We start from the raw sequence: 21,684 nt of genomic DNA on the forward strand, positions 1-21,684 counted from the left end.
CCTTCAGGCGGATGGATTTCGGACCACCCTGGCGGATCCCCCGCGGATCACCGCAGGCATTCGTTTCGCGGGGTGTAATCCAGGCTGCTACGGTGGGGTGAGAAGGTCTGCAGAGATGACACGTTCGCCGGCCAGACGGCGGGCGTTGTCCAGAGCAGACTTCCACGCGGCCTGTTGTTTCAGCGCATGGTAGAAACGCACCTGAAGGAGGGCCGCTTCGTAGTCGTCGTCGGCCCAGCCGGCGACGCGGCCCACGATCCTGCCGGCGCGATCGAGATCGCCTTCGCCCATCAGCCAGCTCGCGTAGCTCGATGCGACCGCCAGCGTATCCGCAGGCACTTCGCGTTCGCCAGCCAGCTGCGTCGCCTGTTCGTACGCGGATTCGGCCGCAGCGTGATCACCCACGGCCACCGCACGCTCGGCGACCGCCAGGGCTGCGTAAGCCCGAGCCACCGGGGTATCGTCCTTGGCGGCCCAAACCTCCATCGCCGCCACGATCGGATCGAGTGCGGCGATTTGTTCGTCGGCGATGCGCGCACGCAGCCGTATCAGCCACATGCGCGCCGGGTCGCGGGCACCGGCATCGTCCATTCGACTGGCGAGCGCGGCTCCGGCCTCCTGTTCCGCCATCGCGCGGTTCCCGGTGTTCAGCGCGTATAACGCAGCCACATAGTGCATCCCGAACAGATACGCCTCGTCCCCGGCTTTCAGTGTTTCCGCGTAGGCCGGCTGCAGCAGTAACCCGGCAGCACCCAGCTGGCCATTGGCGATCAGGATCTCGGCGCGCGTCAGATCGAGAGAATTCCGCTGGCCGGGCGACGCTGTCTGCGCGGCGAGCTCATGCAAGCGCGTTTCAATACGCAGTGCCGCCTTCGGATTGGCCAACGCCAGCCAGATGGCCACCTGATCTGCGCGCAAGATGGCTTCGACACCCACCGAGTGAAATGCGGCCATTTGCGCGGCGGCGGTTTCCAGCATCGGCAACGCGACGGAGAAACGGTCGCGAAGGCTCTGAGTGATCGCGATGCCCGCGTCGATGCGCGCCGCACCGAGTCGATCGCCGGCAATCTCGAACGCGATCCGCGCCTGTGCGAAGTCCGCCAACGCCGCATCCCAATCTCGCTTCAAACCCGCCACCGTCGCGCGCCCCTCCAGTGCGCGACCGAGTTCCTCGGGTGCATTGCGGTTGCTGGTCAGGGCAATAGCCGCGTTCGATACGCGAATCAGACCCGCTTTATCCCCTTGTGTGTAGAACACGCTGCCGAGGGCATTCAAGGCGCGGGCGCGCATAACCGGACTGCCTTCAGGCGACAGATCCTGAACCAGCGATTCGAGAGCGGTCTGTGCCTGGTCGAAATGATCAGTGCTGAATTCAAGCACGGCCGCCTGATAGCGGAACTCCGGCGACTTTCGTTGCTCAGCCGTGGCACCTTGCAGCACAACGCGCGCTGCCGCGGACCGTCCGGAAAGCGTGAGCGCTTCTGCTTGTTTGAGAAGCACCGCCAACTCACGTTCACTGGCGCTTCGCCCTGTTTGCGCTGCCGGCGAAAAACCGAGCAGCACGGCCATCCGGTCGCCTGCGATTCGCGCGGCCGTCAGGGCATCGTCGGCGCTGCCATCCACCGACAATCCCGGTTCGCGTCCACGGATCGTGCGCAGCGAAACGGCCCAATGGCCGCCGGCCTGATTCGCTCGGGCTTGCAGGATCACTGCCGCGCCGGTGGTTCGCGCGAGCTCATCGAGTTCGGATGCCGCAGGTGCCGCGGCCAGATCGCGACTCGCCGCGACGACATTGTCGACGGGGACGACCGCCTGCCCTGCGTCGTGCAGACGTTCGCCGATCACGGACATCAGGCCGAGACGCATCCAGCTGTCGTCCGGGCCCGCATCAAGCGCGACTGGCAGGACCATGGCGGCTGTCGTCGGGACAGCGTTCGGCGCGGCCGTCTTCGAGGACGACACGCCAAAGCGCTCGCCCAACACGACCCAGGCCGCCACAATGCACACCAGCATCCCGACCGTAGCCCGCATCGTCCAGCGGCGCGACGATGCGTGCGCTCGCCGCGCGACCTCGACCGTCGATGCGGGCTGCGCCGGCGCCGCACTCGGCACGGACAATTCGACCTGCGGCACCGCAAATATCGCCGCGGCGGACTCCCTCGCCACGCCCGATGATTCGTCCGCCCGCATTGTGTCTTGGTCGACCGGCGCCGCCTCGGCGCCGACGGATTCATGGGCGCCGGTCGCGACCAACTCGATCGCGCCGACCCAGCGATAACCGAATCCGGCCACCGTGCGGATCATGCGCTGCTGATCGCCGGTATCGCTGATCACGCGTCGCACACGCACGACTAGCTGTGCGAGCAGGTTGTCGGCGACATCCGCCTTGCCCCAGATGGCGCCGATCAACTCATCGCGACCGACCGCGCGGTCGCGATGCTCGATCAGCCAGAGCAGGCAATCGAAGACCCGGGACGACACCACCACGCGCTCGCCCTCGCGCCACAACTCACGTGTTTCACGGCTCAGCCGGAATCGCTCAAACTGATACACGCAGGAATCCATCGCGCCAAGGTATGCAGTCAGCCTCACACCTTGTCAAGAAAAACAAGATGGCGTTTCCCAACAAAAAACCCCGCCGAAGCGGGGTTCTTTGTAACGCGTTGCGGTTGAGGCTGGATCAGAAATCCATGCCGCCCATGCCGCCCATGCCACCACCGCCGCCACCGTGGTTGTGCGACTCTTCCTTCTTCGGCGCCTCGGCGACCATCGCTTCGGTCGTGATCATCAGGCCGGCGATCGACGCGGCGTTCTGCAGTGCGGTGCGCGTGACCTTGGTCGGGTCCAGGATGCCCAGTTCGACCATGTCGCCGTACTCGCCGGTCGCGGCGTTGTAGCCGAAGTTGCCCTTGCCGTCGGCGACCTTGTTGAGGATCACGCTCGGCTCTTCGCCGGCGTTCGCGACGATCTCGCGCAGCGGTGCTTCCATCGCGCGACGTGCGATCGCGATGCCGTGGTTCTGGTCTTCGTTGTCGCCCTTGAGCTTGGCGAGGCCAGCCAGCGAACGGATCAGCGCGACGCCGCCGCCCGGGACCACGCCTTCCTCGACCGCCGCACGCGTCGCGTGCAGGGCGTCTTCGACGCGCGCCTTCTTTTCCTTCATCTCGACTTCGGTCGCAGCGCCGACCTTGATCACCGCAACGCCGCCGGCGAGCTTGGCCACGCGTTCCTGCAGCTTCTCGCGGTCGTAGTCGGAGGAGGTTTCCTCGATCTGCGCCTTGATCTGCTTGATGCGCGACTGGATGTTCGCCGCTTCGCCGGCGCCATCGATCAGCGTGGTGTTTTCCTTGGTGATCACGACCTTCTTCGCGCGGCCGAGATCCTTCAGCGTCGCCTTCTCGAGCTGCAGGCCGACTTCCTCGGAGATGACCTGGCCACCGGTCAGGATCGCCATGTCTTCCAGCATCGCCTTGCGACGATCGCCGAAGCCCGGCGCCTTCACGGCCGCAACCTTGACGATGCCGCGGATCGTGTTGACGACCAGGGTCGCCAGCGCTTCGCCTTCGACTTCCTCGGCGACGATCAGCAGCGGCTTGCCGGCCTTGGCCACGCCTTCGAGCACGGGCAACAGCTCGCGCACGTTCGAGATCTTCTTGTCGTACAGCAGGATGTACGGGTCTTCCAGCTCGACCTGCTGGCTCTGCTGGTTGTTGATGAAGTACGGCGACAGGTAGCCGCGGTCGAACTGCATGCCCTCGACCGTGTCGAGCTGGTTGTCCAGACCCGAACCTTCCTCGACCGTGATCACGCCTTCCTTGCCGACCTTGTCCATCGCCTCGGCGATCAGCTTGCCGATCGCGTCGTCACCGTTCGCGGAGATCGCGCCGACCTGCGCGATCGACTTGGAATCCGCCGACGGCTTGCTGAGCTTCTTCAGCTCCGCGACCGCGGCGATCACGGCCTTGTCGATGCCGCGCTTGAGGTCCATCGGGTTCATGCCGGCCGCAACGGCCTTGAGGCCTTCGCGGATCAGCGCCTGCGCGAGCACGGTCGCGGTGGTGGTGCCGTCACCGGCGACGTCGGAGGTCTTGGAAGCGACTTCCTTGACCATCTGCGCGCCCATGTTCTCGAACTTGTCGGCCAGCTCGATCTCCTTGGCGACGGACACGCCGTCCTTGGTGATCGTCGGCGCGCCGAAGCTCTTCTCGAGCACGACGTTGCGGCCCTTCGGGCCGAGGGTGGCCTTGACCGCATTGGCCAGGGTGTTCACGCCGCGCAGGATGCGTGCGCGCGCGTCTTCGGAAAAGCGGATCTCTTTGGCTGCCATGGAACTGTGTCCTCAGGAAATTCGTGGGATTGAACGGGTCGATCGAAGCGGCGCTGCACGCCTGCTTACTTCTCGATGACCGCGACGAGGTCTTCTTCGCGCATGACGAGCAGTTCCTCGCCATCGACCTTGACCTCGGTGCCGCTGTACTTGCCGAACAGCACGGTGTCACCGGCCTTGACCGCCATCGGGCGGACCTTGCCGTCGTCGAGGATCTTGCCGGTGCCGACGGCGATGACTTCGCCCTTGATCGGCTTTTCGGCAGCGGCGTCGGGGATCACGATGCCGCCAGCCGACTTGGTCTCGGCCTCCAGACGCTTGATGATGACGCGGTCGTGCAACGGGCGAAGCTTCATTGGGGAGTCTCCATCAACGGGTTGATGCAAAAGGGGTTTTCAGAAACTGTTAGCACTTGATACTGCTGAGTGCCAAGTTTAGCGGCGAAGCAAAACCGAGGGAAGAGTCCGCCGGCGTGGTCGGACAGATGCTGCCGGCGGGAATCGTTTCAAGGGGCATCGCTCGTCCCGAGGCATCGAAGGATGGGATGCACACCCGCACGCGACGATCGCCATCGCCCTGTCACCAGCCCGACGCTAGACTCCGCGACACGGCGCCCCCTCCGGCGACCTGCGTGCTAAATACTGGCAACGACGTGATCTTCAAGAACGGCTTCGAAGCGCAGACGCCGTAAGCGATGATCCGGCGGGAGCGGCGCAACGGCGCCGCTTCCGCGTTTTCACCACCCGCCCGCTCCGTGCCAGACTTGCGCGATGAGCGTCGTCATCGCCCACTGCACCTGCCCCGACGAGGAAAGCGCCGCGCGGATCGCGCGCGCGCTCGTCGACGAGCGGCTCGCCGCCTGCGTGCAGGCGATTCCGAGCGTGACCTCGACCTATCGCTGGAACGATGCGGTGCATGCCGAGCGCGAGGTCCTGCTGCTGATCAAGACCACGCGCGCGCGGTTCGCCGCGCTGAAATCGCGCCTGCCGGCCTTGCATCCGTACGAATCGCCCGAATTGATCGCGGTCGACGCAGTCGACGGCCTCGATCGCTATCTGGGTTGGGTCGAGACGGAAACCGAGTCACAATGAACATCATGCAAGACGCGCGGTCCAAACGCGGTCTTCTTCGCAACCCCGCAAGAATCCCGGAGCTTTTCCCGATGCGCAAGCTGCTCGCCGGCCTCGCCGCGCTGTTCGTTTCCATCGCTGCCGCGCAGGCGCAGTCGAGCGACGACCTTCTCCCGGTCGAGCAGGCGTTCAAGCTGACCGCGAAGGTCGCCGCGCCCGGCACGATCGCGCTGCACTGGGAGATCGCGCCGGACTACTACCTGTACCGCACGCGCATCAAGGCGAAGACGTCGCAGGCCGGACTCACGCTCGCTGCGCTCGACCTGCCGGCCGGCGAGAAGAAACACGACGAATTCCTCGGCGACGTCGAGGTCTACCATCACGCGATCGATGCGACCCTCCCGTACACGCTCGCCGACGCGACCGCGAAGACGCTGGCGGTCACGATCACCGTGCAGGGCTGCCACCAGACCGATCCGAAGATCTGCTATCCACCGAACCCGACTACGCTGACGCTGGACGTGCCGCCTGCTGTTGTAGGAGCGGCTTCAGCCGCGATGCCTTTGACCAACGTACAGAAGAGCATCGCGGCTGAAGCCGCTCCTACGGAACGCTCTCCCGCTTCGCCGCTCGGCCTCAAGCTCGGCGGGGCGCAACCGCTCGCGGGCGCGACCGAGAACATGCCGCTGCCGCCGGAGCAGGCGTTCGTGTTCGAAGCCATTGCGCAGAGCCCGACCGCGATCCTCGCACGCTGGACGATGCCGAAGGGCTACTACCTGTATCGCGACAAGAGTTCGGTCGCGCTTGCCGACGGCACCGGCGTGAAACTCGGTGCGCCGCAATGGCCGAACGGCGTTGACCACACCGACGAACATTTCGGCACGGTCAAGGTGTATTTCAATCAGGTCGAGTTGCCGATCCCGCTCGCACGCGAGCACGGCGAGGCGCAGACGATCAAGGTCCATGCCGAATACCAGGGCTGCCAGGAAAACGGCATCTGCTATCCGGTGATGCCGCGTGACGTCAGCATCGACTTGCCGGCGGCAAGTGCGTCGGAACTCGCGGCGGCGAAATCCGCTTTTGTAGGAGCGGCTTCAGCCGCGATGCCGTCGAGCGCACCACAGAAGAGCATCGCGGCTGAAGCCGCTCCTACGAAAGCAGCTGCAGGCGCGGGCGGTCAATCGGAGGAACAGGCGCTCGCCGCAAATCTGTCCAGCAACCGCCTGCTCGCGCTGCTCTCGTTCTTCGGCTTCGGCCTGCTGCTTGCGTTCACGCCCTGCGTGTTCCCGATGATCCCCATCCTGTCCGGCATCATCGCCGGTTCCGGCGAGAACGTGACGACGCGGCGCGCGTTCGTGCTGTCGGTCGTCTACGTGCTCGCGACCTGCGTCGTGTTCACGATCGCCGGCGTCGTCGCCGGGCTTGCCGGCGCGAACCTGCAGGCGGCATTCCAGAAACCGTGGATCCTGTGGAGCTTCGCGATCCTGTTCGTGCTGCTCTCGCTCAGCATGTTCGGCTTCTACGAATTGCAGCTGCCGAGTTCGTGGCAATCGAAGATCGCGAATATCAGCAACCAACAGAAGAGCGGCTCGCTGATCGGCGTCGCGATCATGGGCCTGCTCTCGGCGCTGATCGTCGGACCGTGTGTCGCCCCGCCGCTGGCCGCCGCGGTGCTCTACATCAGCCAGACCCGTGATCCGGTGTTCGGTGGCCTCGCGCTGTTCGTGCTCAGCCTCGGCATGGGCGCGCCGCTGGTCGTATTCGGTACCGCGGCCGGCAAGCTGCTGCCGCGCGCCGGCGCCTGGATGGATGCGGTCAAGGCGGTGTTCGGCGTGGTGTTCCTCGGCCTCGCGATCTGGATGCTCGCGCGCATCCTAGACGGCGTCTGGATCATGCTGATGGTCGGTGCACTGCTGGTCGCCTCGGCCGTCTATCTGGGCGCGTTGGAACGTCTGGCCGATGGCGCGTCCGGATGGCGCAAGCTGTGGAAGGCGCTCGGCGTGATCCTACTGGTCGCCGGCGCAGCCGAGCTCATCGGCGCTGCCGCCGGTGGCCGCGACGTGACCCAGCCGCTGGCCGGCATCGTCGCCAACGGCGGCAAGGACGCCGGCGCCGGCGAACTCGCGTTCCGCACCATCAAGTCGAGTGCGGATCTCGATCGCGAACTCGCCGCCGCGTCGGCAGCCGGCAAACCGGCCATGCTGGATTTCTACGCGGACTGGTGTGTCAGCTGCAAGGAGATGGAGAAATTCACGTTCACCCGACCCGAGGTGCGGCAGGCGCTCGCCGGTTTCGTGCTGCTCAAGGCCGACGTGACCGCGAACGACGATGCCGACCAGGCGCTGTTGAAGCGCTTCAGCCTGTTCGGGCCGCCGGCGACGATTTTCTTCAACAAGGGGGATGAGCGGCGCGCACTGCGGCTGATCGGGTTCGAGAAGGCCGAAGATTTCATCACCCGGATCGGCAAGGCGGGCACCTAAGCTCGTCGTCCCGGCGTACGCCGGGACCCAGCGTCTGTGCTGTTGCGAAGAGGCACTGGGTTCCGGCGTACGCCGGAACGACGAAGACAAGATGTTCCGGAACGCCACGTGCCTGCATGTTCAACCGCACCAACCTCCTGATCCTCCTGATCGCCCTCGCCGGCGCGCTCGGCGGCTTTCTCGCCGGCGGCTGGCTGCACGCGCCGTCCGCATCACGCGCGGATCTGACGGCTAAAGTCGGTGCGCTCGCGACGCCGTTCGACCTGCCCGACCTCGCCGGACAAACACATTCGCTGGCCGAATGGCGCGGCAAGCTGGTCCTGGTGAATTTCTGGGCGAGCTGGTGCGCGCCCTGCGTCGAGGAAATGCCGATGCTCGACCGTGCCCAACAACAGTTGACCGCACGTGGCGTGCAGGTGATCGGCATCGCCTCCGACAACCACGACGCGACCCGCGCGTTCCTCGACCGTCATCCGGTGCGCTACCCGATCCTGATTAACGATCCCGACCACGGGCCGGACGTTTCTATGGCCTACGGCAATACCCGCAGCGTGCTGCCGTATTCGGTCCTGATCGGCCGCGACGGTCATATCCTCGCGCAACGTTTCGGCAACTTCAGCGAAAACGGGCTGGAGAAGTGGCTGGCGCCCTTCTTCTGACCATTCAGCCGCAACAGCAGCCGACCCGTCGGATTTCCACGAATCTCGTCAATTTCCACGCAAACGTCGCCGAACTGGACAGAACAGGCGAGCTCGGCCAGACTAGCGGCCTTTTTCGGCGAGTCCGCCCGTGGCGAACATTCTGGTCCTGCACGGCCCCAACCTGAACCTGCTCGGCACCCGCGAGCCGGCGCTGTATGGGCACGCGACCCTGGCCGCAATCGACGCCGACCTCGCGCACACCGCGCAGGCGGCCGGCCACGCACTGACCAGCCTGCAGTCGAACGCCGAGCATGTGCTGGTCGAGCGCGTGCAGGCGGCTGCGCAGGATGGCACCGATTTCATCCTGATCAACCCGGCCGCGTTCACGCACACCAGCATCGCGCTGCGCGACGCGCTGGCCGCGGTGGCGATCCCGTTCATCGAGGTGCACCTCAGCAATGTGCACGCGCGTGAACCGTTCCGCCGCCATTCGTATTTTTCCGACTTCGCGGTCGGCGTGATCGCCGGCTTCGGCGCGGACAGCTACCGCTTCGCGCTCGATGCGGCGCTGCGCCGGCTCGCCGGCTGACCCTTTCCCAGACTTTCAACCAGGAGTCCCGATGGACCTCCGCAAGATCAAGAAACTCATCGACCTGCTCGAGGAATCCAACCTCGCGGAACTCGAGATCAAGGAGGGCGAGGAAATCGTCCGCCTGTCGCGCATCCCGAAGGGCATGGTCAGCGCATTGCCGGCCGCCGCGCCGGTGCAGCAGGTGCGCGTCGACACGCCCGCTCCCGCAGCCGTGCCCCCGCCCGCCGCGACGGAATCCGCCGCCGGGGCAGGCGGCAAGGCGACGCCGGAAGGCCATATCGTCAAGGCACCGATGGTCGGCACGTTCTACGCGTCGGCCAATCCGGAATCGCCGCCGTTCGTGAAAATCGGCCAGGCGGTCAAGGCCGGCGACACGCTCGGCATCATCGAGGCGATGAAGATGTTCAACCAGATCGAGGCCGACGTCAGCGGCACCGTGCTGGCCATCCTGGTCGGCAACGGCCAGCCGGTCGAATTCGACGAACCGATGTTCGTGATCGGCTGAAAGGCCGGGAATCGGGAATGGAGAATGGAGAATCGTCCAAGCGGCCGCACGAGCGACTTGACGTTTGGCGAGACTCCATGGCGCTAGTGGAAACCGTATACCGGCTCTCGCGATCCTTTCCCGACTCGGAGCACTTCGGGCTGACCTCGCAAGTGAGGCGATGTGCGGTAAGCGTTCCCTCCAATATCGCTGAGGGCGCGGCGCGACGTTCCACTGCCGAATATCTGCGCTTTCTGTCCATGGCACGCGGTTCCCTGTCGGAGTTGGATACCCAGATCCAGATCGCAACGCGCCTCGGCTATATCGAAGCGTCGCCAGATTTCGAGCAACGCGTCGATACGACATTCGCCCGAATCACCGCACTAATGAACGCGCTGGAAAAAGTTGGAGCCGCACGATGACCGCTTTTACCCATTCTCCATTCCCGACTCCCCATTCCCATGTTAGATAAAGTCGTCATCGCCAACCGCGGCGAGATCGCGTTGCGCGTGCTGCGCGCCTGCCATGCGCTCGGCATCAAGACCGTGGCCGTGCACTCCACGGTCGACCGCAATCTCAAGCACGTCGGCATGGCCGACGAGTCGATCTGCATCGGCCCGCCGCCGGCGGCGGAGAGCTACCTCAACGTGCCGGCGATCATCGCCGCGGCCGAGGTCACCGACGCGCAGGCGATCCATCCCGGTTATGGATTCCTGTCCGAGAACGCGGACTTTGCCGAACGCGTCGAGAAGTCGGGCTTCATCTTCATCGGACCGACCGCCGACGTGATTCGCCTGATGGGCGACAAGGTCGAGGCGATCCGCGCGATGAAGGCGGCCGGCGTGCCCTGCGTGCCCGGCTCCGGTGGACCGCTCGGCGAGGACATGGTCAGCAACACCAAGATCGCGCGCGAGATCGGCTATCCGGTCATCATCAAGGCGGCCGGCGGCGGCGGCGGTCGCGGTATGCGCGTCGTGCATACCGAGGCGCACCTCGCCAACGCGATCACGATGACCAAGACCGAAGCCAAGGCCGCGTTCGGCAACGGCGAGGTCTACATGGAGAAGTTCCTGGAGAACCCGCGCCATATCGAGATCCAGGTGCTCGCCGACGGCCAGGGCAACGCGATCCATCTCGGCGAGCGCGACTGTTCGATGCAGCGCCGCCACCAGAAGGTGGTCGAGGAAGCGCCCGCTCCGGGCATCACGCCCGAGCAGCGCGCCGAGATCGGCAAGGTCTGCGTCGACGCGTGCCTGCGCATCGGCTACCGCGGCGCCGGCACGTTCGAATTCCTGTACGAGAACGGCCGCTTCTATTTCATCGAGATGAACACGCGCATCCAGGTCGAGCATCCGGTGACCGAACTCATCACCGGCACCGATCTGGTGCGCGAGCAGCTGCTGATCGCCGCCGGCGAAAAGCTGAGCTTGCGCCAGGAAGACATCGTGCTGACCGGCCACGCGATCGAATGCCGCATCAATGCCGAGGATCCGGACACGTTCATGCCGAGCCCTGGCACCGTGAAGCGTTTCGAGTCGCCCGGCGGCCCCGGCGTGAGAGTTGATACGCATGTCTACGATGGCTACAAGATTCCACCGAACTACGACTCGATGATCGGGAAACTCATCGTGCACGGCCGCGACCGCGCCACCGCGATCGCGCGCATGCGCATCGCGCTGTCGGAGATGGTCGTCGAAGGCATCAAGACCAACGTGCCGCTGCAGCAGCGCATCCTCGCCGACGGCGGGTTCCAAGCCGGCGGACAGAACATCCATTACCTCGAGCGGCGGATTGCCGAGGCGAAGGAAAAGTCCATCGGGTTGGGATGAATGCAAGCGATCGTGTTCGTCATTCCGGCGAAGGCCGGAATCCAGTGTCTTCGCCCTGCCAAAAAAGACACCAAGCCCCGGTTTTCGCCGGGACCACGATAGACTTTCGCCGGCCCTCCTGACAGCGCTCAAATGCCCTGGCTCGAACTCTCCCTAACCATTCGCGAATCCGACCAGGAGCGCGTCGAACTCGCGCTCGAGGAAATCGGCGCGCTCGCCGTGACGTTGCTCGACGCCGAAGTCGATACGCCGAACGAGCGCGCGATCCTCGAGCCCGGCGTCGGCGAGATGCCGCTGTGGGGCGAGATCGCGCTGTCGGCGCTGTTCGACGTGGAGGCCGATCGCGCCGGCCTCGTGCACGTGCTGACCGAACTCGTTCCCGAGATCACGCCCGAGCAGATCCGCTTCCGCGAGGTCGCCGACCAGGACTGGACGCGCGTCTGGATGGACCAGTTCCAGCCGATGCGCTTCGGCCGGCGGCTGTGGATCTATCCATCGAACATCGAGCCGCCAACCGGTGACTCGGAAACGGTCATCGTGCGCCTCGACCCCGGCCTCGCGTTCGGCACCGGCACGCATCCGACCACCGCGCTGTGCCTGGAATGGCTGGACGCAGCCGACCTCGCCGGCAAGACCGTGATCGACTATGGCTGCGGTTCCGGCGTGCTCGCAATCGCGGCGCTGAAGCTCGGCGCAGCGCGAGTGATCGGCGTCGACAACGACGCGCAGGCGCTCGCGGCGAGCCGCGACAATGCCGAACGCAACCACGTCGCCGATCGCCTGGACCTGTTCATGCCCGAGGACCATATCGACGCGCCGGCCGACGTGCTGGTCGCGAACATCCTCGCCGGCCCGCTCGCCGAGCTCGCGCCACGCTTCGCGGCGAACGTGAAACCCGGCGGCGGCCTCGCGCTGTCCGGTATCCTCTCCGGCCAGGACGACGAGCTGTGCCGGCGCTACGCGGAATGGTTCGAGGACATCCGCGTCGACGTGCGCGAGGATTGGGTGCGGATCGGCGCGCGGCGCCGGACCTGAGTCATCGCCGCATTGCGCCGGCGGCGGATGCGCGAAATCACGATGATCTGAACGGAGGTCCCCTTGCGTCCGCTGCACTGGATCGGCCGCAAACTGGCGCATTACCTGTCCGCCCCGCGCGAGCTCGTGCATGTGTCGACGAGCCGCCCTGGCCTGCTCGCGGCAACCCTGTGCAAGGGCGATGTGCTTCTGGTCGAAGGCACCAGCCGCTTCGCCTCGGCGATCCGCACGATCACGCAGTCGAACTGGTCGCATGCGGCACTGTTCATCGGTGACGCGCTGACCGCATCGACCGGCGATCCGGCCCCGCTGTTCGTCGAGGCGGACATCAATGCCGGCGTGCGCGCGGTGCCGCTCGACCACTATGCGCATCTGCATACGCGGATCTGCCGCCCGGTCGGTCTCGACGACACCGAGATCGATGCGCTGATCGCGTACGCCGTCGCGCGTATCGGCAATCAGTACGACTTGCGCAATGTGATCGACCTTGCACGCTATCTGGTCCGGCCACCCCCGGTACCGGACCGCTATCGCCGGCGCCTGCTTGCATTCGGCGGTGGTGATCCGACGCGTGCGATCTGCTCCTCGCTGATTGCCGCCGCGTTCGCCTCGATCCGCTATCCGGTGCTGCCCGACATCGAACTCGTGCGCGGCAAAGGCGTCGGCGGCGAGGAGCAGGCGCGCGAGATCCTGCACATCCGCGACTCGAGCCTCTACGCACCGCGCGACTTCGACATGTCGCCGTACTTCCGCATCGTCAAGCCGACGCTGCAGCATGGCTTCGATCCGCATGCGCTGACTTGGGCGCCGGCCGCCGATCAGGACTGACAGCTCGTTCCGCTTCCCCGTCGCGGGCGCAGGCTAGAATCGGCAGCAGGGTCCGTCACCACGCCGCTTTCACAATGTACGCCCAGTGTCCCGAATGCCTGACGATCTTCAAGCTGGCCGGCGCCGACCTCGCGGCCGCGCATGGCAGCGTGCGCTGCGGACATTGCGCCTCAGTGTTCGATGCCTTGTGGACGCTGACCGCGCAACTGCCGCCGGAACCGATCGAATACCTGGAAGTGCACGCGAGCCAGGCCGCGCCACCGCAACTCGTGGCGCCGGTGTTCCGGCCCAATCCCGCGCAGGCGACGCTGTTCACCGAGGCCATCGACCGCTCGCGTGCGGCCGAGCGCTCATCGTTGCCGGCGTTCGCGGCCGCACGTCGGCGCGCGCGCGCGCCACGTGCCTGGCCCTGGCTGCTCGGCAGCGCGCTGCTCCTGTTCAGCCTCGCCGGCGAAGTTGCCTGGGCCGACCGCGCTCACTGGATGAATAGCGCGAACGTGCGCACCGCGCTCGACCCGGTCTGCGCGCGCCTCGGTTGCCGTCTGCCGCTGCGCCGCGACGCGGCGACGCTGGAACTCCTGTCACGCGATATCCGACCGCACCCGTCGGTTCCCGGCGCGCTGATCATCTCGGCGACGCTGCGCAACGACGCGCCGTTCGCGCAGGCGTTCCCGGTCGTCGAAATCACGCTGTCCGATCTCGACGAGAAGCGCATCGCGATGCGGCGCTTCCACGCACGGGAATATCTGAGCGATGCGCGCGCGATCGATGGCGGCCTCGCCGCGGGCGCGAGCACCGCGTTGGTGTTCGAGGTCGCCGATCCCGGCAAGGATGCAGTCGCGTTCGAGTTCAAGTTCGAGTGAGTCAAGGAAGGCCGATGAGAACAGCAGGTCGCAACGCGCTTGTTCGACCTATTCATGCTCGACTTCGCGCGCGCGATGCCGCGCCGCGCCAACGCTTTCAGCGAGCGCATGAGGATGCGCACGCAAGTGCCGACACCGGAAGGCATCGCGCCCGCAAGCACGCCAGACGCGCGCAAATTTCACGTCGAGGCACTTATCAAGCCGCGCGCGCGGCGCTACTATCCCCGCCCGACGTGCGCTCCGTGGTGCATGCCGGCCCGCTCAAGGAAGCACGTTCGTAAAAAGGGGCCTGACTGTAGTGAACGCCGCCATCTCGCTGCGCGCCGATGCCGCACACGAACCCGCGTTGCAACCCGCGCTGCGCGAATGCGTCACGCGCGCGGTGCGTCGCTATCTCGCGGACGTCGAGTCGGAGCCCGGGGAAGGCCTGCATGCGCTGGTGATGGGCGAAGTCGAATCGCCGCTGCTGCGCGAAGTCATGGCCTGGTACGGCGGCAACCAGAGCAAGGCCGCGGCCGCGCTCGGTATCAATCGCGCGACCCTGCGCAAGAAGCTGCAGCAGTACGGCCTCGCCGACTGACGCGCCGGCGCAGGGCTGGCAGGGCACGCTGGCCGGCGGGCCGCTATAATCCGGCGTTTTCCGCAGCACGTACACGCTCATGTTCGACGCCACTCTCGCTCCGGTCCGGCGCGCCCTGCTCAGCGTTTCCGACAAGACCGGCCTGATCGACCTCGCCCGAGGCCTCGACGCCCTCGGCGTCGCGCTGATCTCGACCGGCGGCACCGCCAAGGCGCTGCGCGAGGCCGGCCTGCCGGTGACCGACGTGGCCACGCTGACCGGCTTTCCGGAAATCATGGACGGCCGCGTCAAGACACTGCATCCGATCGTCCATGGCGGCCTGCTCGGCCGGCGTGGCACCGACGATGCGGTGATGGCGAGCCATGGCATCGCGCCGATCGATCTGCTCGTCGTCAACCTGTATCCGTTCGAACAGGTGACGGCGGCCCCGGACTGCACGCTGGCCGACGCGATCGAGAACATCGATATCGGCGGCCCCGCGATGCTGCGCGCAGCCGCCAAGAATCACGAACATGTCGCGGTCGCGGTCGATCCGACCGACTACGCGGAAGTGCTCGAGGCGCTCGCGCATGGCGGCACGTCGATCGGGTTGCGACGCCGGCTCGCGGCGAAAACCTATGCGCACACCTCGCGCTATGACGGCCTCGTCGCGACCTGGCTCGGCACCCACGGCGACGTGGAAAAACCCGAGGCATTCGCGCCGAGCCTGCGCCTCGCGTTCGAGTGCAAGCAGTCCTTGCGCTACGGCGAGAACCCGCATCAGGGCGCCGCGCTATACGTCGAGCAGAACCTGCCGCGCGGCACCGTCGCCGGTGCCCGCGTGCTCGCCGGCAAGGAACTCTCCTACAACAACATCGCCGATGCCGATGCCGCGCTCGAGTGCGTCAAGGCATTCCGCAAGACGCCGGCCTGCGTGATCGTCAAGCACGCGAACCCGTGTGGCGTCGCGCTCGGCACGGACCTCGCACAAGCCTATGAACGCGCCTATGCCTGCGACCCGGTATCGGCGTTCGGCGGCATCATCGCGTTCAACCACACGCTCGACGCGGCGACCGCGAAAAGTATTCTCGCGCGCCAATTCGTCGAGGTGATCGTCGCGCCAGAATTCGACAAGGACGCGATCGCCGCGATTGCCGCGAAGCCCAACGTGCGCGTGCTGGCCACCGGCGAGTGGGACGAGCTGCCGCCGCCGGCGTTCGACTACAAGCGCATCGCCGGCGGCCTGCTCGTGCAGGATGCCGACCGCGACACGCTGCTGCTGTCCGACCTCAAGGTGGTGTCCAAGCGCGCGCCCGACGCCGCCGAACTGCATGACCTGCTGTTCGCCTGGCACGTCGCGATGTTCGTGAAGTCGAACGCGATCGTGTACGCGCGCGGAGGCCGCACCATCGGCATCGGCGCCGGCCAGATGAGCCGCGTGATCAGCGCGAAGATCGCCGCGATCAAGGCCGCCGAGGCGAAGCTCGAGGTGCCCGGCAGCGTGATGGCCTCGGACGCATTCTTCCCGTTCCGCGACGGCATCGACGCGGCGGCGCAGGCCGGCATCCGCGCAGTGATCCAACCCGGCGGCTCGATGCGCGACGCCGAGGTGATCGCCGCGGCGGACGAGCACGGCATGGCGATGGTGTTCACGGGCGTGCGGCATTTCCGTCACTGAAGCGCAGCTTCGCTGGAAACGCTGTTTTCGCCCTTCCTGGCAGCAGGACCCCAGCCATTCCTGCCCAAGATGATGATGAACGTGCATTTCTCTTCGTAGGAGCGGCTTCAGCCGCGATGCTTTTCGTCGAGCGCCACAGAATGAAGCGAGAGCATCGCGGCTGAAGCCGCTCCTACAGAAGAAGGCACCCTTGAACTCGACGAGGTGAGGATGAAGGTTCTGGTCATCGGTTCCGGTGGTCGCGAGCATGCGCTCGCGTGGAAACTCAAACAGTCGCCACGGGTGAGCGAAGTCATCGTCGCGCCCGGCAACGCCGGCACCGCGCGCGAGACCGGCGTGCGCAACGCGGATGTCGCGGTCACCGACATCGACGGCCTGCTGACGCTCGCGGTCGACGAGGACATCGCGTTGACCGTGGTCGGCCCCGAAGCCGCACTGGTCATCGGCGTGGTCGACCGCTTCCGCGCAGCCGGATTGCGCTGCTTCGGTCCGGGCCGGATCGCTGCACAGCTTGAGGGCTCGAAGGCGTTCGCCAAGAACTTCCTCGCCCGCCACAACATCCCGACCGCACGCTATGCGGTGTTCACCGAACTCGCGCCCGCGCTGGCATACGTGCGCAAGCACGGCGCACCGATCGTGATCAAGGCCGACGGCCTCGCCGCCGGCAAGGGCGTGGTCGTCGCACTGACGCTCGCCGACGCCGAGCAGACGCTGCACGACATGCTCGGCGCGCATTCACTCGGCGAGGCCTCGGCGCGTGTCGTGATCGAGGAATTCCTCGACGGCGAGGAGGCCAGCTACATCGTGATGAGCGACGGCCGTCACGTGTTGCCGCTCGCGACCAGCCAGGACCACAAACGCCGCGACGAAGGCGACCTCGGCCCCAACACCGGTGGCATGGGCGCGTATTCGCCGGCGCCGGTGGTCACGCCGGCGGTCGAACAGCGCATCCTCGACGAGGTGATCCGTCCGACCATCGCCGGCATGGCCGCGGAAGGTGCGCCGTTCACCGGTTTCCTCTACGCGGGGCTGATGATCGACAAGAGCGGTGCGCCGAAGGTCATCGAGTTCAACGCGCGCCTCGGCGATCCGGAGACGCAACCGATCATGCTGCGCCTCAAGTCCGATCTCATCGATCTGATCGAAACCGCGCTGGATGGCCGTCTCGATGGAGAGACGGCCGAATGGGATCCGCGCCCCGCGCTTGGCGTCGTGGTGGCTGCGGCCGGTTATCCCGGCAAGGTACGCAGTGGCGACGTGATCGACGGACTGGATGCGGACACCGGCACGGACGCAAAGGTATTCCATGCCGGCACGCGCCTGGACGCCGAGGAGCGCGTCGTCACCGCCGGCGGTCGCGTGCTCGCGGTCTGTGCGCTGGGCGACGACATCGGTGCGGCACGTGAACGCGCCTACGCGGTCGCACGCGGCATCCGTTTCGACGGCGCGTTCTTCCGCCGTGACATCGGCCACCGCGCCTTGCGCGCGCGCTGAGCGCCGCCGCCGGAATCGCGGCGGCGCCCGTCACTGCGTTACTTCTTCGGCGCCGCCGCGGCGGGCGCCGGTTTCAGATCGGGCGCGAGCCGGCTCGGATGGAACACCGCCGCGCTCGCCGGCCACGGCAGGTCCGGCAGCTTGTGCGCCTGGAACTGCTGCAGGAACTCGCGATAGCCCGGCAGGGCCTCCTTCATGCCGTTGCGCACGAGGATGAACATCGCCGCCTGCTGGATCTTGACCGCCTCGTCCCACTTTCCGGCGGCGGCCAGCGCCAGCGCATAGGCCTCCGAGACCGGCGCGGCCGGGTTGTCGCGATAGAGCTTGCCGCCGACCTCGAGCGCGCCGCGCTTCTGGTCCGCGCTCGCCGCAGGGCACGTGCTGGCGAGTCGCACGAACAGTTGCAGCAGGAAATTGTTGTTCGCATCCTTGGCGAGCACGTCGCTCACGTCCCTGATCGCGGCGACGCACTTGCCGGCGATGACATCGGCCGCAGCGAGCAGGGTCCAGGCTTCCGCATTGCCGATATCGAACTGCACGAGCGCGCGATATTGCGCGATCGCCTCATCCTTGTGTCCGGTACGCATCAGCAGCGATCCGAGGAACACGCGTGGCTCGGCGAGCTTCGGATCCGCGCGGATCGCCTCTTCGTACGCGCGCTGCGCACCGCTGTCGTCGGCGCTCATTTCGAGCGCGACACCCTCGCTGAGGCGTGCCAGCGCATTGCCCGAATCGGCGGCGACGGCTGCCGTCGCGCGCGATTTCGCCGCGCCGAGGTTGCCTGACGCCGCCTCGACGCGAGCATAGAACGCGAGCAGCGTCGAGTCGTTCGGATGCAACTTGAGCGCGCTGTCGAGTTCGCGCCGCGCGGCATCGTACTGGCGCAGCGCGAGCAGGGATGCCGCGTCGCGCACGTGGTTCGTCAGCGGATCCTCGGCCGCCGCCGCAGGCGCCTCCGCTCCGGACTGCGCGAGCATGCCCTGACCGAGCGGATCGCTCAGCGAGACGGCCACGTCGGCGGCCTTCGCGCGCGCCTCCGCGGACGCCTTCGCGTTGCCGGCGCCGGCCTGCGCATCGGCGAGCGTCGCGTACAGGCGGGTCGCGTTCGGGTCGAGCGCGAGCGCGCGCTGGGTCTGGTCGACCGCCTCGGCATAGCGCTTCTGTTTCAATGCGATCTCACCAAGCAGGGCATAGGCGGCCGGCTGGTCGGTGTGCTGCGCTGCATACTCCGCGAGCAGCGAGCGCGCGCCCTCCAGGTCGCCGTTGTCGAACTTGGACCGTGCAACCGCGATACGGATCGGCAGGTAGTCCTTGTCGAGCTGGAACGCGATGTCGAAATAGTTCTGGGCGACTGCGTTCTGCTTCTGCATGCGTGCCAGGATCCCCTGCGCATAGACCCAGCGCCCGTCCTTCGGCGAGAGCTGCGCCGCATCCTCGAGCGCAACCGAGGCCGCATCGTAGAAACCCATGCGCGCGTAGGCTGCGCCCATCAGCGCGTAGGCCTCGGCCAGGGGATCGCCGACCAGCTTCTGCTTGACGCGCTCGAATTCATTGCGCGTCTTGTTCAGCTCCTCGGCGCGCGCAGGTGCCAGCTTCGAGGTATCCGGAGTCGGAACCGGCCTGATCAGCGCCTCGGCATGCAGGTGCGGCGCGGCGAGGGCCAGGGCGGCCGTGAAAACGAGCGGGGAAAAGGAGCGGATGGGCATTCGGGCGACAATCGATGGAGTGCGGACAAGGCGCGCAGTGTAACCGCTCGCCCCGGACGCCGGCTGCGACCCGTCCGCGAGCCGGAAGTTCGGCCGCCGGATCCACAGGGGCGGCCTGTCCTGCTAGATTCCAGCCATCCCCGCAAAGGCGTCTTATGAGCGGCTCCAGCCAGTTCGACCTGCTGCGCACACGGCGTTTCGCGCCCTTCTTCGCGACCCAGGCGCTGGGCGCGTTCAACGACAATGCATTCCGCCAGGCGATGGTCGTGCTGGTCGCATTCCACCTCGGCCTCAGCGACGCCGCCGTCGGCTTCTATTCGAACCTTGCACCGGCATTGTTCATCCTGCCGTTCTTCCTGTTCTCGGCCAGCGCAGGCCAGCTCGCTGAGAAGTTCGAGAAGACGCGCCTGATCCGCTACGTGAAGCTGTTCGAGATCGCCGCGATGGCGCTCGCCGCGTACGCGTTCCACGCGCACAACGTGCCGCTGCTGTTGACCGTGCTGGTCATGATGGGCCTGCATTCGACCCTGTTCGGACCGATCAAGTATTCGATCCTGCCGCAGGCCCTGAAACCCGAGGAGCTCGTCGGCGGCAACGGCCTGGTCGAGATGGGCACCTCGCTGGCGATCCTGTTCGGCATGATCGCCGGCGGTTCGCTGATGGCGCTGGCCGCTGTCGGGCCGACTGCGGCCTCGTGTCTGGTGATCGGCATCGCGATCATCGGCTACCTGGTCAGCCGCGCGATTCCACCGGCTCCGGCGACCGCGCCGGGCCTCGTCTTCAACTGGAACCCGTTCACCGAAACCGTGCGCGTGCTCGGTTTCGTCACCAAGAACCGTACCGTGTTCAACTCGGTGCTCGGCATCTCCTGGTTCTGGTTCTTCGGCGGCGTGTTCACCGCGCAGCTGCCGAACTACACGAAGCTGTTCCTCGGCGGCAACGAGTCGGTCGCGATCCTCGTGCTCGCGCTGTTCTCGATCGGCGTCGGTGTCGGTTCGCTGCTGTGCGAGCGCCTGTCCGGGCACAAGGTCGAGATCGGCCTGGTCCCGTTCGGCTCGATCGGGCTCAGCCTGTTCGGCATCGATCTGTATTTCGCACGCCCGGAGCTGGCGACCGCACACGGGTTGAGCGCGTTCGCGTTCCTCGTCGCGCCGGGCAGCTGGCGCATCGCGCTCGACATGACCCTGCTCGGCGTGTTCGCCGGCTTCTACATCGTGCCGCTGTTCGCACTGGTGCAGAGCCGCGCCGAGCGCAGCGAGCTGTCGCGCGTGATCGCCGGCAACAACATCCTCAACGCGCTGTTCATGGTCGCCGCGGCCGCACTCGGTATCGGCCTGACGGCGCTCGGATGGTCGATTCCGCAGATCTTCCTGACCGTCGCCGTGCTGAACGCATTGGTCGCGATCTACATCTACACGCTGGTGCCGGAATTCCTGATGCGTTTCCTCAGCTGGATCCTGGTCAGCACGCTGTATCGGATCAAGGTCGAGGGGCTCGAACGGATTCCCGATGAGGGGCCGGCCCTGCTCGTCTGCAACCACGTCAGCTACATGGACGCGCTGATCGTCGGCGGCGTGGTGCGCCGGCCGGTGCGCTTCGTGATGTACTACAAGATCTTCAACATCCCGGTGCTGCGCTTCATCTTCCGCACCGCGAAGGCGATCCCGATCGCCGGCCATAAGGAGGATCCGGCGCTGCTCGATCGTGCATTCGATGAAGTCGATCGTGCACTCGCCGATGGCGAACTGGTCTGCCTCTTTCCCGAGGGGGGCCTGAGCCGCGACGGCGAGATCGCACCGTTCCGTTCGGGCGTCGAGCAGATCCTCGCGCGACGGCGGGTTCCTGTCGTTCCGCTCGCGCTGCGCGGGCTCTGGGGCTCGGTATTCAGCCGTCGCGATTCCGCGCTCGGCCGCTCGCGCCTGCCGCGCCGCTTCTGGTCGCATATCGCACTCGCGGTCGGCGCACCGGTGCCGGCTGCGCAGGCCGACGCGACGACACTCGAACAGCGGGTCCGCGAATTGCGCGGAAGCTGGGCCTGAGCAGTTTCCCTCCCCGGATCCACTTCCCGGCCATTCGCTGGCCGGGATGACGATGGAGC

The 21,684-nt window shown here is 66.4% G+C and carries 18 protein-coding genes; 14 read left to right on the top strand and 4 right to left on the bottom strand.

The features are described from left to right. Positions 1–87 precede the first annotated feature (87 nt). The 3 genes from ABD002_RS13750 to groES form a co-directional block, all read right to left on the bottom strand. Complete coding sequence (locus ABD002_RS13750; protein WP_343792055.1) at positions 88–2,565, bottom strand: winged helix-turn-helix domain-containing protein; 2,478 nt, start codon at positions 2,563–2,565, stop codon at positions 88–90. 115 nt (positions 2,566–2,680) lie between these two features. Continuing rightward, the gene (gene groL, locus ABD002_RS13755) at positions 2,681–4,327 is read right to left on the bottom strand and encodes a chaperonin GroEL (protein WP_343792057.1); all 1,647 of its coding nucleotides are present in this window, start codon (positions 4,325–4,327) and stop codon (positions 2,681–2,683) included. A 65-nt stretch (positions 4,328–4,392) separates the two neighbouring features. After that, positions 4,393–4,683, bottom strand: coding sequence for a co-chaperone GroES (gene groES, locus ABD002_RS13760; protein ID WP_343792059.1), 291 nt, complete (start codon positions 4,681–4,683; stop codon positions 4,393–4,395). 414 nt (positions 4,684–5,097) lie between these two features. Here groES and cutA point away from each other — a divergent pair, with 414 nt between their 5' ends. The 13 genes from cutA to purD all read left to right on the top strand — a co-directional run bounded on the left by cutA (position 5,098) and on the right by purD (position 17,880). Next, positions 5,098–5,418, top strand: coding sequence for a divalent-cation tolerance protein CutA (gene cutA / locus ABD002_RS13765; RefSeq protein WP_343792061.1), 321 nt, complete (start codon positions 5,098–5,100; stop codon positions 5,416–5,418). Positions 5,419–5,489: 71 nt separating this feature from the next. Beyond that, a complete protein-coding gene (gene dsbD, locus ABD002_RS13770; RefSeq protein WP_343792063.1) occupies positions 5,490–7,877 on the top strand; it encodes a protein-disulfide reductase DsbD in 2,388 nt (795 codons plus the stop codon). A 116-nt stretch (positions 7,878–7,993) separates the two neighbouring features. Continuing rightward, positions 7,994–8,536, top strand: coding sequence for a TlpA family protein disulfide reductase (locus ABD002_RS13775; protein ID WP_343792065.1), 543 nt, complete (start codon positions 7,994–7,996; stop codon positions 8,534–8,536). Between the two features lie 130 nt (positions 8,537–8,666). After that, positions 8,667–9,107 carry a type II 3-dehydroquinate dehydratase gene (gene aroQ / locus ABD002_RS13780; protein ID WP_343792067.1) on the top strand — a complete coding sequence of 147 codons (441 nt, stop codon included), beginning with the start codon at positions 8,667–8,669 and terminating at the stop codon, positions 9,105–9,107. Positions 9,108–9,138: 31 nt separating this feature from the next. Continuing rightward, entirely contained in the window at positions 9,139–9,615 is a 477-nt protein-coding gene (gene accB / locus ABD002_RS13785) for an acetyl-CoA carboxylase biotin carboxyl carrier protein (RefSeq protein ID WP_343792069.1), read from the top strand. 77 nt (positions 9,616–9,692) lie between these two features. Next, the gene (locus ABD002_RS13790; protein ID WP_379989089.1) at positions 9,693–10,016 is read left to right on the top strand and encodes a four helix bundle protein; all 324 of its coding nucleotides are present in this window, start codon (positions 9,693–9,695) and stop codon (positions 10,014–10,016) included. A 39-nt stretch (positions 10,017–10,055) separates the two neighbouring features. Continuing rightward, positions 10,056–11,423 carry an acetyl-CoA carboxylase biotin carboxylase subunit gene (gene accC, locus ABD002_RS13795; protein WP_343792073.1) on the top strand — a complete coding sequence of 456 codons (1,368 nt, stop codon included), beginning with the start codon at positions 10,056–10,058 and terminating at the stop codon, positions 11,421–11,423. A 132-nt stretch (positions 11,424–11,555) separates the two neighbouring features. Next, positions 11,556–12,458 carry a 50S ribosomal protein L11 methyltransferase gene (gene prmA / locus ABD002_RS13800; RefSeq protein WP_343792075.1) on the top strand — a complete coding sequence of 301 codons (903 nt, stop codon included), beginning with the start codon at positions 11,556–11,558 and terminating at the stop codon, positions 12,456–12,458. A 63-nt stretch (positions 12,459–12,521) separates the two neighbouring features. Further along, complete coding sequence (locus ABD002_RS13805) at positions 12,522–13,286, top strand: YiiX/YebB-like N1pC/P60 family cysteine hydrolase (protein WP_343792077.1); 765 nt, start codon at positions 12,522–12,524, stop codon at positions 13,284–13,286. Between the two features lie 74 nt (positions 13,287–13,360). Further along, positions 13,361–14,149 carry a zinc-ribbon and DUF3426 domain-containing protein gene (locus ABD002_RS13810; RefSeq protein ID WP_343792079.1) on the top strand — a complete coding sequence of 263 codons (789 nt, stop codon included), beginning with the start codon at positions 13,361–13,363 and terminating at the stop codon, positions 14,147–14,149. 298 nt (positions 14,150–14,447) lie between these two features. Beyond that, positions 14,448–14,729 carry a helix-turn-helix domain-containing protein gene (locus ABD002_RS13815; protein WP_343792081.1) on the top strand — a complete coding sequence of 94 codons (282 nt, stop codon included), beginning with the start codon at positions 14,448–14,450 and terminating at the stop codon, positions 14,727–14,729. A gap of 79 nt (positions 14,730–14,808) precedes the next feature. After that, positions 14,809–16,386: a bifunctional phosphoribosylaminoimidazolecarboxamide formyltransferase/IMP cyclohydrolase gene (gene purH, locus ABD002_RS13820; RefSeq protein WP_343792083.1), complete on the top strand. Its 1,578-nt coding sequence runs from the start codon at positions 14,809–14,811 to the stop codon at positions 16,384–16,386. 210 nt (positions 16,387–16,596) lie between these two features. Continuing rightward, entirely contained in the window at positions 16,597–17,880 is a 1,284-nt protein-coding gene (purD, locus tag ABD002_RS13825) for a phosphoribosylamine--glycine ligase (RefSeq protein ID WP_343792085.1), read from the top strand. A gap of 38 nt (positions 17,881–17,918) precedes the next feature. On the opposite strand, the gene ABD002_RS13830 is transcribed toward purD, so the two are convergent. Next, entirely contained in the window at positions 17,919–19,586 is a 1,668-nt protein-coding gene (locus ABD002_RS13830) for a tetratricopeptide repeat protein (RefSeq protein WP_343792087.1), read from the bottom strand. A gap of 155 nt (positions 19,587–19,741) precedes the next feature. Between ABD002_RS13830 and ABD002_RS13835 the strand changes: the two genes are divergently transcribed. Continuing rightward, positions 19,742–21,625: an MFS transporter gene (locus tag ABD002_RS13835; protein WP_343792089.1), complete on the top strand. Its 1,884-nt coding sequence runs from the start codon at positions 19,742–19,744 to the stop codon at positions 21,623–21,625. Positions 21,626–21,684 lie beyond the last annotated feature (59 nt).

The sequence above is a fragment of the Dokdonella soli genome (genome assembly GCF_039523175.1).
Classification (GTDB): domain Bacteria; phylum Pseudomonadota; class Gammaproteobacteria; order Xanthomonadales; family Rhodanobacteraceae; genus Dokdonella_A; species Dokdonella_A soli.